Source organism: Paenibacillus wuxiensis (assembly GCF_040195695.1).
Lineage (GTDB): Bacteria > Bacillota > Bacilli > Paenibacillales > Paenibacillaceae > Paenibacillus_B > Paenibacillus_B suaedae.
On sequence record NZ_JBEFZI010000005.1, the window covers coordinates 420,248 to 432,610 of the forward strand.

Below are 12,363 nucleotides of genomic sequence, written 5' to 3' on the forward strand. Positions count from 1 at the left end.
GACAGCCTGTAGCGCTCGCATATCAAAAAGGAGGGTTCAGAATGGTTCACAATTCATCACGTAAGTTGTCATCCTTGCTCAAGACAACAATGCTTATCATGCTGGCATGTTCACTGCTGCTGACTGCATGCGGCGGTGGAGGCACAGGCGGTGCCTCTGGGGGAGAAGGTCCGACGAAGATTACACTGCAAACGTTGAATTATGCGCCCGACATGGTGAACAACAGCAATCCGATGTGGAAGGAACTAGAGAAGAACACGAATACACAGCTGGACATCACATGGCTGACACCAACGACGATTGAAGATAAGGTCAATGTGATGCTGGCGTCCGGTGAGATGCCGGATGTTACCTTTGTGGAGTCGCTGAACAACTCGCAGCTCCAGAAGATGATTAAGCAAGGCGTGTTCTGGGATTTGACGCCTTTCATTACGGATTATCCCAATCTAACGGAAGGCGTTAAGGCGGCGATGTGGGAAGAGACGAAGATCGAGGGCAAGAACTATGCCATTCCACGGTACTATCCAAGCTTTGGCGGCGGTGTATTCCCGATGCTGCGTAAGGATTGGCTGGATGAGCTGAATCTGCAAGTGCCAAATTCCATGGATTCGCTCTTCGACGTACTGAAGGCATTTAAGGAGAAGGCGCCCGGCGGGAAGACTGATATCGTTCCGTATGCGGCATCCCCAGACTCGCTCGGTTTTGTATATAACGTCTTCAATGAAACGCAAGGCGCATGGAAGTTGAAGGATGGCAAGCTGGCGCCGATCATCACTGAAGATGCTTCCCGTGATGCGCTGCTGTGGATTAAGAAAGCCTACGATGCAGGACTGTTCCCGAAGGATTTTGCCATCTTAAAGTTCTCGCAAATTATTGATATGGTTCGTGGCGGCAAGGTAGGAGCGGTGGGCTTATCCATGAACCATGTCTGGATCCAAGGGGAAGTGCTTCGCCAGATTGATCCGAAGGCCGACCTCATTCCGACCTCTTACCTGGCGAATCCGCAGGGGGCTAAGTATGTCCCTTCCGGTGAGTCCTATTATGGCGTGTATCTGATTCCCAAGAAGGTGCCAGAGGAGAAGGTGAAGAAGATTCTGGCGCTGTTCGATTATGGCAATAGCCCAGAGGGCAATATTCTGGAGTACTATGGTGTGAAAGACGTACACTACAAAGAAGAGAACGGCAAGCGAATTGCGACTGAGCAGGCGAAGAAAGATCTGACGGGAGACGGCAACATGTCGAGCTTGTTCCACTTGATTAGCGACGATATGGCTATTGCTGCAGTGGGGATGCCAGATGAATTGTATGAACGCAACGTGAAAATTGTAAATGAGCGCAAGGAGCATGTTGTACCAGATCCAGGACGCGGCATTTATTCGGAAGCCTATAATCGGTTCTACCCGGAAATTAAAAAGAAGGTAGATGATATGCGGACGAAGGTGATCATTGGGAAAGAGACGATTGAAGCCTATGATCAGTTTATTGCGACCTTGAAGCAGGATAAAGAGCTGCAAATGATTACAGATGAAATGAATAAGGCTTACCAAGCAAAATAATGAGAGGCCAAGGAACGCTGCTGCTTGCGGGCGTTCCTTCGCTTCATTAGAGGGGAGAAGCAACATGAAGCCTATCACTGCGGTTGTGATTGGAGCAGGGGATCGGGGAGCACGTGCATATGCTCCATATGCTTTGGAGAATCCGCATGAATTTCGTATTGTAGGTGTCGCTGAACCGAATACAGAACGACGACGCAAATTTGCCGAGCAATTTGCACTAACCGCTCAGCAGCAATTCAATTCTTGGGAGTCGCTGCTTGGCAACGAGAGGCAGGCAGAAGTTGCAATTATCTGTACATTGGATCGAATGCACCTCCAGCCAACGCTCCGGGCACTTGAGTTAGGGTATCATGTTCTGCTGGAGAAGCCGATGTCGCCTGTGCCGGCAGAGTGTGTGGAGATGGAGCTTGCGGCCAAGCGGCACAATCGTCTGCTCACGATCTGCCATGTGCTGCGTTATACGGCATTCTGGTCATCTTTGAAGCGGGAAATCGACCGAGGTGCGATTGGTGATATCGTCTCGGTACAGTTAAATGAGAACGTGGGCAATATGCATATGTCGCACAGCTTCGTACGCGGCAATTGGCGCAATAGCGACGAGTCGAGCCCGATGATCCTGCAGAAGTCATGCCATGATATGGACATCTTGGCGTACGTAATGGGGGAGCCGTGCACACGCATCAGTTCGTTCGGCTCGTTAATGCATTTCCATGAAGGGAATCGACCGGAGGGAGCACCGCTGCGCTGTATCGAGGGATGTCCGGCAGAGCAGATCTGCCAGTATCATGCGCCGCGTTATTACTTGGGGGAAGGCATTGGATGGGCGCGTAAAATTACAGACAATCATACGAAGGAAGGCATTATTAAGGCACTGTGGGAAGGGCCATACGGCAAATGTGTCTATCAGACGGATAATAATGTTGTGGATCATCAGGTCGTCAATATGGAATTCGCCAGTGGCGCAACGGCGACCTTCAGCATGTGCGGCTTCACACACGACAATACCCGCATTGTGCAGGTGATGGGCACGAGAGGAGATATTCGCGGCAATATGGAGGATGATGCTTTCACGATTTATGATTTCGTAACGAAGGAGAAGCGGGTTGTCCATATTCATGCATCTGCTGCGGGGCATGGGGGTGGAGACGCGGATATAGTCCGCTCCTTTATTAAGGAAGTGCGTGATTTCGGGGCGGGAATGGTGACGGAGAGCAGGTCTTCTGCCTCTGTCTCCGTACGCAGCCATCTAATGGCATTCGCAGCTGAGGCATCACGGCTGGATGGGGGCAGATCGATTGATCTGCAGGCCTATTATGATGAATTGGCAGGAGCAGCGGTACAACCGCATGTTCATGAGAAACATTGCTAATCATGTCGTAATGCATGCATACTGATGAACTTAAAAAAGCCAGCGATCGCTGGCTTTTTGCATTTGTATAGATAAGTGCACTGTGTTTGGATAGGTATATAAATGTGCAACTGTATAGTGCACACTTGAATGATACGAGCCTTGCACGAGTAAAGGCAAATACCAACATCGTTCTACTACGAGAAAAGAAACACTAATTACGAACTAGTGGCCATACGCTGGCATGTATCATAAAAGACGGCTTCCAAGGAACGATGTCCATTTTCTGTACGGCAAAGTCTAGCGACAGAATCGCATGCGACCATGACGCCTTCATTCATGAAGGCGACAGTATCGGCCGTGTCCTCCACGACAGACAAAATATGAGTCGAATAGAGGATTGTTGTTCCTTTCCTGCGTTCAGCATGGATTAGTTCCTTGAACGTATGCACCCAATAGGGATCAAGTCCGTTGGTGGGCTCATCCAGAATGATGATCGGAGCTTCAGGCAGCAACGCTTGTGCGAGCGCGAGCCGCTGCTGCATTCCCTTGGAATAATGGCTTACCTTCTTATGCTTGTCTTGTTCCAACCCAACGAGGCAGAGCAGCTCATCGATGCGACCTCGCGGCACCTGCAGCAGCTTGGAGAAAAAGTGCAGCACCTCGTATCCCGTCAAGGAACGGGGAAATACCATATTGTCAGGCATATAGGCGAATGTGGATTTATAGGCGCTGTCCGTGGACGATACCTTGTGCCCATTCAAGTAAATGCTGCCCGACGTTGGCTTCACAATGCCGATCATCATCTGAATGATCGTGCTCTTCCCGGCGCCATTGCCTCCACATAAGGCGAAGCATTCACCTTGGCCGATTGAGAAGTGGATATCGCGCACCTGATTCTGCTTGGAATAAATCTTGGATACATTATCGAATCGAATCATCGCATTTGTCGTCATTCGCGGATGCGCCCCCCCTGCTTCACAATGATGATGGATAAGGCAAGCGGAGCAATGATCCATGCCGCAGCCGTCAGACAGAAGGCAATTTGTCCGGTGCTCCCCTCGGCCCATATCGTAAAGTCATAGAGCGTCGGCCCGAATATCATGCCGCTCTTCATTTGAACGATGCTCCACACCCGTATTAGCTCAACTGGGTTGAACAGGATGGATGTGGTTAAGAGTGTAATAATCCAATGAAAAGGGACAACACTGGAGACGCCCATCACGATATATTCGTACAGGAGCACGCTGAGCGCCCATGTCAGAATGCTGATGCCAAGCGCTTGGAATCGCGTGCTGGCATACACGCCGATGACCGAAGCTATCGCCAGGAAGATAGCCGCAAGCAGCAGGGTCAAGGCGATAAAGAGAAAAAACAAGGAGGCGGCGAACATGCCAGTGCGGTTCGTGATCCACAGCATAGTTCCGACAATACCGTAGCCGAGCAGGATAACGGCTGCAATGGCCGCCAGCATGCCTATGTATTTGCCAAGGACAATGGAAGTGGGCGATACCGGGTAGGTGAGCAGCAATTGATAGCCCCCATCCTCTTTATCTCCCGCGAGCATGGTACTGCCCATTAACAGCGTGAGAAGCGGAACGAGGAAGAGGGAGAGATTCAGAAGTCCTGCAGTCATTCTCGTAAACCCTTCGTATCCTGCCTGATAGCCGGTGCTGCCGAAGAATACGATGAACAGCGCCAGTAGTGTAAATAATATGGAGAAGCTTGCCAGCCAGCGGCTGCGAATGATCAGCTTCATTTCCTGCTTCGCAATCGAACCTATGTGCTTCATTGATGACCGTCCCATTTATGCTGCTTCAGGTCAGAGAACGACAGAACGTTTCCTTTGCCCTCTTGTGCAACGTATTGCTCTGCTTGTTCCTTGTTCGGAAAGGCCAGCACGCCATTCGCCATTGGCGTCCAGAAGTCTTGGTGGTAGGCGAACCAGGCCTGCTCCAGCTCTACCCAATTGCTTGCGGTGTATACATAGGACTTGGCAATCGGATTGTCTGCATTGTGATACGATTGGATATAATCCATCATGCAGCCGATATCATCGAAGGTCATAATCTTGCCGTCCGTTAATACAACCTCTGTTGCGTAGTCTTCGTTCGCTACGCTCATATTGCATATGATGCATACATCGATATCAGGGTTAATCGGGCGCGGCTCATAGCTTGGCTTGCCGCAGGATGTGGCAAGCAGGAGGCTGACTGCCGCTACGACTGTTCCGAATCTCCATGTCATTTCTGAATCCTCCCTTGTGCAAGAATGAATATGCCGCCAATTAGGAACAAGCATCCTGCGATGCCGATAAGATGGCGATTGTCTGTAGGATGTTCCGCTTCTAGGACTGATTGTGCAGGATCATCTACAAGTGGTTGAAGGGTGGGCTGCTGCGTAAGCGGGAACCGATCTGCTCCGCTCGTTGCGTTAGCGGAAGGCAGCATGCGATTAACTGCATTCCATAGCTGTATGGCAGGGCTCTCGAAGTAGAATTGCAGCTGCGGCTGCTTCGGCAGCAGCTTGTCATAGATGGAGCCTGCGTAGTAAGGTAGTTCCCCGATGCCGTCGCCGGTAATATCGAAGGAAGAGTAGTCGTCCCAATAATTGCCCGATGTGCCGTTATCAATGGCCTGCTTCGCATCCAAGCTACGTGCTTGCACGACATTGCCGATGAACTGGTTCCCCGATATGGTAGTTCCGGTATTGCCCTTCAGCAGACTAAGGCCAAGATGATTGCCCGAGATGACATTGTCTGTAATGATGCTGTCTCTCGCTTCCTCCAGTGCGAGACCGTTGCTGTTGTACATCATGCGGTTGCCCCGCATCGTGATGCGATCGGTGTCATAGAGCAACACTCCATAGCCGCGATAATCAAGCTGCTTCTGCATGATGTTCTGCTCAATCCGAAAGGAGGAGGAGCTCATGGCCATCATCCCGTTAATGTTGTACATGAATTGATTGCCCGATACGAGACCTCCTTCACCGAACATGAGATGAATGGCGTAGCGTGAATTGGATATCGTGTTGCTGCTTAGCGTACTGTCGGCTGCGAAGTCGATGTAAATGCCGTCCTGAACATCATAAATGTCATTGCCACGTACAACATTACCACTGCCATAGAAGAGGTGAACGCCGTTGCCTCGCTTAGAGATACGGCTGTTATTGCTCGTTATCGTATTGTTCTCGATCTGATTACGGCTTCCTTTGTTGACATAGATGCCATTCTGTACGCGGGACAGCGTATTGGACATGATCAAGTTGTCCGAGGAGGCGATATAAATACCAGCGTCCTGCTTTTTGCTGCCGCTCTGGATAATCTGAAATCCGGTTAGGGAAACGCCGGGGGCGGTAATCGTGACGACATGTCCTTGATTATTGCCGTTCAGCGTAACCTTAGCACTGCCTGCAGCTTGGAGCTTCAGCGGCTTATCAATGACAAGCTGTTCATGATAGCTGCCTTCTTGTACGGTAATGGTTGCGCCTACTTCAGCCTCATTAATTGCCTTCTGGATCGAATCTCCGGCACGAACGATGAACGCCTTCCCATTAGCGTTGGCGGCATGCAGCTTGCTTGTACCTGGGAAGCAGGTGAGGAGAGACAATAGCAAAGCTAGAGCGGCCAGCAGCATTTTTCTGTTGACTTGTCTGCAATTGGTCACAATTGGCACCATCCTGTCCCCGTTTTCATTTTCTTTGGCTCCTACATTACGACACAATTGTGTGCAAAGATGAAAGAATGTGTGAACGGATCATGACAACCTACAAGTCTTTATGTCTCTCTGTATCGCGGCAGCGCAATCGCTACGGTCGTCCCCTCATTCTCGATGCTGTGAAAGGTCAGCATTCCGCCATGCATAGCAACAATATTGGACACAATGGCAAGCCCCAACCCTGTCCCGCCATCCTTGCGGGTTCGCGCCTTATTGGCTCGATAGAACGGCTCGATTATATGAGGAAGATGCTCAGGGGCAATGCCGATGCCGGTATCGCTGATGCTCAGCTCACAATGGGTGTCCGAGGTTGCGCGCAATTCGACGCTGATCGTTCCCTGTTCCGGCGTATACCTTATGGCATTGTCCAGCAGGTTATGGAGCACCTGTTCGATTCGATTTTGATCGGCTTCAATAATAAGCTCGGGATCAAGATCGATCGCCAATGCAATTTGCTGCTGGACAAGTATGTGTCTGTATGTCATCAGCACGTCCTCAATAAGCTGAGCATATACCAGATGGGTGATGGCAAGCGGATAGGCATTGTTCTCCAGCTTAGCCAGCTCTAGCAGATCATGAACTAGCCGCTGCATGCGGCCGGCCTCGCGGTGGATCAGGCTGATATAGCTTCTCTGATCTTGTTCGGATTCGATAACCCCATCCAGAATCGCTTCGCTGTACCCCTTCACATAGCTGATAGGGGTCCGCAGCTCATGAGACACGTTTGCGAGAAATTCTTTTTTGCGCTTATCTTCCTCGGCAACGGCACATGCCATCTGATTGAAGGCTTGTCCCACCTTGCCGATTTCATCATGTGTTGTAATCGGAACACGTTCCGTATAATTGCCATGTGCCATCTCATGGGCAGCGGACTCCAAGCGTCGAAGGGGCTGCGTGATGCGGTTGATTAATGTTCTGCCCACCACAAGGGATAGGAGCACGAAGCATACGGTGATCGGAATGAAAATGCTGGTCAGTTCCTTGTTCATCTCCATAATGGTTGCAAGCGGGATGTACAGGAATAAGATGCCTTGCAAGCGATTGTCGTCCAGCAGCGGGATGCTGACAGATAGAATCGTGCGGCCGAAGCGTTCCTCGAACCCGGACTTGGTGACGGGGTTGCCCTGAAGGAGCTGCTGGCGATCCTGCTCGCTGATGAGGGAGTCATATTCGACTTCGAAGGGAAGGCAGGCGCTTAACTCGCGCGGGTTCGTGACAAGAAACACCTCCGAGTCAGACATCTTGTTGTACCAATCGATCTGATCGCGCAGCTTGGCGGTGACCTCTCCACCGCTATAGTTGCTTGCAAGGCGAAGCCCTTCCAGCCGCAGTCCTTCATCTACCTTTTCGACATAGTATTTTTCATAGAAGTAGTGAGTGAGCGCATACGAAAAAGACACGGTTCCGATAATCGCCGCGCATACGATAAGCCACATTTTCTGTGCTAAGGTCAGCTGCTTCATGCCATTTACACCTCTAGTTTATATCCGATGCCCCACATCGTTTGTATGAATTCACCCACATTGCCGAGCTTAATGCGCAGTGTTTTGATATGTGTATCTACAGTTCTAACACTGCCCTCGTAGTCGATGCCCCACACGTGCTCCAGAAGCTGCTCGCGGCTGAGTGCTTGTCCGCGGTGGCGGCATAAGAAGAGAAGAAGCTCGAATTCCTTCAAGGTAAGAGCTAAGGACTCGCCGCATACCTTGACCGTTCTACCTCGTTCATTGATCTCGATTTGACCGTATAGCTGAACCGTTTTGTCTGCTGCAGATTCTCGATTAACCCTGCGCAGAACCGCGTCGATGCGGGCGATCAGCTCGCTTGGACTGAACGGCTTCACAATATAATCGTCGGCACCGATTTTCAGGCCATAGACACGATCCCATTCTTCTCCTCTTGCCGTTAAGAAGACGATTGGCACGTTAGAGGACTGGCGTATGTTCAGACAGAGCGTGAAGCCATCCAGAACTGGCATCATGACATCGGCAACAATTAGATCGATGGACATGGCAGACAGAATCTCTAGCGCTTCCTCGCCATTCGCGGCTTGGTACACCTCGAATCCAGAGCTTTTCAAATACATATGCACGAGGGCTCTCATATCTTCTTCATCATCGATAATGAGCAATCGAGACTGGTTCATGCTTGCTCTCCTCCTTGCGCTTATGAGTTGGATATAATCTGGAATGGGCCATGGCCCACGGGAATGATTGAGCTGACGGTGAGTGAGTTGGGATCAATGACATAGATCTCATTGCTATCATAACTAGCGATGTATAGATTTCCGCCAATTTCCTTCATCTCGAATGGGTTGGCGCCAATTTTGATCGTGCCAAGCTCTGCGCCGGTGTTCCGCGCGAACTTGCGAAGCGTGCTGGATCCGTGGCTCAGTGCGAATATGCCTGTATCCGTCTGTGCGAAGCTTACGGGCATATAAGGAGCTGGGATGCGCCGAATAAGCGAACCGGTATCCATGTTGTACACATGGATGTCCGACTCGACTTCAGCCCCGCTTCCGTGGCCGCCAACCCACAGCTCACGCCGATCATCCAACAGCAGACCGCCAGCCGAAGATTCGTTAATGTCGAATGTTTGTACAACTTTTTGCAATTGAGTATCTATAATGGACATTGTCGTATCGTCGAAATTGATGACGTACAGCTTGCTCCCGTCCTTCGCCTCATACATATGCAACGGCTGCTTGCCTACAGAAACCTCGTACTGAAGCGTGCCGTCCAGCCGGAAAGCGCGAATCGATTTATGATGCTGATCAACAAAATAGACAAATTGCTTCGAATGGGACAGCAGCGCATTGGCCGCTCCTTTGCCTACGTCCCATGTCTCGATCTGCTTTCCCGTAGACAATTGGTAAATGAGAGCCTTGTCCGCCTGCTTGCCGTAGACGAGCAATTGATCCTGCGCAAGGAATAGGGCGCCGCTAAGCGGGAAATCGAGCTGCCATGCCGCCGACACCTTATTGCGGACAGGATCAAGGAAGGAGAGACTATGGTCCTTCACATTGACGCTGACGATAATAGGCTGCTGCTCTAGAGGCTGGAAATCATTTTTGCCGCACCCGGTAAGAACAAAGGCAAGAGTGAGCAGAACAAACAAAGGCAAAAATGTGCGTAAGAAAGGTGCAAGGCGCATAAGGCGCTTCCTCCTGTATTTCAAAAAATGGAATATAGCAACATTATAGCGGCTTTAGACACAAAATCTGATCAAATCTATGAAGTTTCGTACTTCTTTTTGGAAAATTGCAACATAAAGTTCAACAATTCATTTCACTTCCTTCACAATCTCCTCACAATTGCTTGCTAGCATTTGTTCTGTCAATGAATTCCATCGTGGAGGGTGTTATATGAAAAAGGGGTTAGCTATTTTTATTTGTTCGATCATGATGCTGAGTATTCTTGCTGGATGTGGCGGTGCAGACCATGCGGGAGAGAAGGGCGAACAAGCTGCGGCGCCAGTTGAGGGGGCAGCGGCTCCGAATACGGGGAAGGAACAAGTAAGCCAAACGGCTGAGAATAAGGCACAACTCAAGCAGGAATTGGCTGCAGCGCATGCGGAGGAGCCAACTCATGAGGACTTATGCGCCTTTTGCCAAATGAAAATCTATTTGAGAGAAGAAGATATGGGGATGTTTACAGCGCAAATGCAGACAGCAGATGGTCAGCATCTCTATTTTGACGATGTCGGCTGCTTATTGAATTATGAGCGAGATATGAAAGAGAAGCCGGCTGCATCCTGGGTGAGAGATTATAGTACATTAGAATGGGTGACAGCAAAGGATTCAACTCCGGTAAAGGCGGATATTAAGACACCGATGAAATATGGCTACGCGTTGTTCGCTACGCAGGATGCAGCGCAGAAGTTCGTGTCGGACAATCAAGCCCTGAAGGGCAAGGAAGCATCGTGGAAGGAAATTGATGAAATCTCCCACCAACGTTATTTGAAGAGAAAAGAGAAAATGAAAAACGGCGGCATGCACAATGGGAGCATGAACAAACCAATGGATCATGGCAATAATGGGGACGACAAACACAAAAGCGATGATAAGCAAAAAAATGATGGCAAACACTAAAGTGATAACAAATACTAAAATGATGGCTCTGAAGGATAACAAACACTAGTGATGAGGATTAAAGAAAATCTGTCAGACATAGTCGTTATAAGTTGAAAAGGTGTCAAGGTAACCATAATAATGATGGATGAATCAAAACAAGTCCCACCTGTTGCAAAGCAGCGAGCAGGTGGGACTTGTTGCTACAAGAGAAGCAGCAGCATTGCGACGAGTGTCGTGACGGTTAAGCCGATGATCACCGGGACAAGGTTGCGGCGTGCCAGCTCGAACGGGCTGATGCCACAAATAGCTGCTGCTGGTATGAGCGCCCATGGGATTAGTGTTCCCCCGCCGACCCATATGGCGGCAACTTGACCGAGTGCAGTCAGGGTATCTGTCCCGCCGCCAATGGCGGCCCCGAACAGGGATGCTATGGAGCCGGCAAGCGAGATGCCGGAGAATCCTGACCCATCCAATCCTGTAATAGCTCCTACAATGGTGAGGGTAATTGCACCGATGGCAGGGTGGAGTGGAACGCTGTGTGCAAGCGCCAACCCTAGATCATTCACAATCCCATGCGATGCCGCGGGCAGAGTTTTGCCGAAGATTTCGAAGAAGGCAGAGTCTCCTAAATAGAAGAATGCGGCGATTGGAATGACAGGGCCGAATACTTTGAACCCAAATAGAAAGCCGTCCACGAGGTAGCTGGTTGTCTGTTCAAGTGCTTGCTTGCGATGGGTGAGCATGGTAACGACGATGAGTGTGATTGCAGCGGTTCCGCCGATAAGCGCCGTTGCTTCCCCACCCTGAAGATTCAGTTGGAACAGCATGATGACGTCGATGACGAAGAGCAGGGGAATGAGAATGGCTAGAGTTGTTTTGGCAACGGGAGATAAGGGAATACGGGGAACATGGAAGCTGCTGCGGTCGTCATTTTTGGCAAGACCGGTACTCATGGTCAGAAGACCACGCCCCATATCGCGGCGCATCATCCAGAACGCTACGACCGTGGTGACGACACCCATGACCAGCACAAGCGGGATGCTGGCTTCCAGCACGCTCTTAACGGGCAATCCGGCTGCATCCGCGGTAAGCTTCGGTGCGCCCTGAATGACGAAGTCGCCTGACAATGCGATACCATGTCCGAATAAATTCATAGCCATCGCAACAGCAAGAGGAGGCAGCCCTACGCGAATTGCTGCTGGCAGCAGCACTGCACCAATAAGAGCGACACCTGGCGACGGCCAGAAGAAGGTGCTGATGACGACCATAACAATCCCAAGTGTCCAATAAGCCATCGTGGGACCGCGCATTAGCTTGGTGAATGGAAATACCATCGTTTCATTAATGCCGGACGCGAGCAGCACACGGCTCATCGCGACAATAATCGAGATGATGAGAATGGTGCCAATCAACTCCTTAATGGCATAAATAAAGCTGGTAAATATACCGCTGACCGCTGAACTGACCGAGGAAGTTGCCAGCAAGCCGAGCAGGAATATCCCTGCCATACATACAATGGTCGTATCTCTCCGCATGACGAGGAAGCCAATAATTAACCCAATGAACAGCAGATACACCCAGTGTATCCCGACGAGTGTAACGACCAATGGAATCGCCTCCCATAATGTAAGCGTTAACATAGGTTTCGGAAGCGTGGAAGCTCTTCGAATT

At 50.3% G+C, this 12,363-nt stretch carries 11 protein-coding genes; 3 read left to right on the plus strand and 8 right to left on the minus strand.

Annotated features, from left to right (window positions below; translation table 11 throughout):
• Positions 1–41 precede the first annotated feature (41 nt).
• Both ABN764_RS13490 and ABN764_RS13495 read left to right on the plus strand, forming a co-directional pair.
• On the plus strand, positions 42–1,556 hold the full coding sequence (locus ABN764_RS13490) for an extracellular solute-binding protein (RefSeq protein WP_446672166.1): 1,515 nt from the start codon (positions 42–44) through the stop codon (positions 1,554–1,556).
• Positions 1,557–1,620: 64 nt separating this feature from the next.
• Complete coding sequence (locus ABN764_RS13495) at positions 1,621–2,925, plus strand: Gfo/Idh/MocA family protein (protein WP_446672167.1); 1,305 nt, start codon at positions 1,621–1,623, stop codon at positions 2,923–2,925.
• A gap of 197 nt (positions 2,926–3,122) precedes the next feature.
• Here ABN764_RS13495 and ABN764_RS13500 read toward each other — a convergent pair whose 3' ends face one another.
• The 7 genes from ABN764_RS13500 to ABN764_RS13530 all read right to left on the minus strand — a co-directional run bounded on the left by ABN764_RS13500 (position 3,123) and on the right by ABN764_RS13530 (position 9,773).
• Positions 3,123–3,860 carry an ABC transporter ATP-binding protein gene (locus tag ABN764_RS13500; RefSeq protein ID WP_446672168.1) on the minus strand — a complete coding sequence of 246 codons (738 nt, stop codon included), beginning with the start codon at positions 3,858–3,860 and terminating at the stop codon, positions 3,123–3,125.
• The gene (locus ABN764_RS13505) at positions 3,857–4,696 is read right to left on the minus strand and encodes an ABC transporter permease (RefSeq protein WP_446672169.1); all 840 of its coding nucleotides are present in this window, start codon (positions 4,694–4,696) and stop codon (positions 3,857–3,859) included. Before ABN764_RS13505 ends, ABN764_RS13500 begins: the two co-directional genes overlap by 4 nt.
• The gene (locus tag ABN764_RS13510) at positions 4,693–5,151 is read right to left on the minus strand and encodes a nitrous oxide reductase accessory protein NosL (RefSeq protein WP_446672170.1); all 459 of its coding nucleotides are present in this window, start codon (positions 5,149–5,151) and stop codon (positions 4,693–4,695) included. Before ABN764_RS13510 ends, ABN764_RS13505 begins: the two co-directional genes overlap by 4 nt.
• On the minus strand, positions 5,148–6,569 hold the full coding sequence (nosD, locus tag ABN764_RS13515; RefSeq protein ID WP_446672171.1) for a nitrous oxide reductase family maturation protein NosD: 1,422 nt from the start codon (positions 6,567–6,569) through the stop codon (positions 5,148–5,150). The genes ABN764_RS13510 and nosD overlap by 4 nt, the downstream gene beginning before the upstream one ends.
• Positions 6,570–6,679: 110 nt before the next feature.
• Positions 6,680–8,083 carry a sensor histidine kinase gene (locus ABN764_RS13520; protein ID WP_446672172.1) on the minus strand — a complete coding sequence of 468 codons (1,404 nt, stop codon included), beginning with the start codon at positions 8,081–8,083 and terminating at the stop codon, positions 6,680–6,682.
• Positions 8,084–8,088: 5 nt separating this feature from the next.
• Complete coding sequence (locus ABN764_RS13525; RefSeq protein ID WP_446672173.1) at positions 8,089–8,766, minus strand: response regulator transcription factor; 678 nt, start codon at positions 8,764–8,766, stop codon at positions 8,089–8,091.
• 20 nt (positions 8,767–8,786) lie between these two features.
• A complete protein-coding gene (locus ABN764_RS13530) occupies positions 8,787–9,773 on the minus strand; it encodes a YncE family protein (RefSeq protein ID WP_446672174.1) in 987 nt (328 codons plus the stop codon).
• Between the two features lie 211 nt (positions 9,774–9,984).
• Between ABN764_RS13530 and ABN764_RS13535 the strand changes: the two genes are divergently transcribed.
• The gene (locus ABN764_RS13535; RefSeq protein ID WP_065291576.1) at positions 9,985–10,710 is read left to right on the plus strand and encodes a nitrous oxide reductase accessory protein NosL; all 726 of its coding nucleotides are present in this window, start codon (positions 9,985–9,987) and stop codon (positions 10,708–10,710) included.
• 182 nt (positions 10,711–10,892) lie between these two features.
• Here ABN764_RS13535 and ABN764_RS13540 read toward each other — a convergent pair whose 3' ends face one another.
• Positions 10,893–12,299 carry a hypothetical protein gene (locus tag ABN764_RS13540; RefSeq protein ID WP_446672175.1) on the minus strand — a complete coding sequence of 469 codons (1,407 nt, stop codon included), beginning with the start codon at positions 12,297–12,299 and terminating at the stop codon, positions 10,893–10,895.
• Positions 12,300–12,363: the final 64 nt, after the last annotated feature.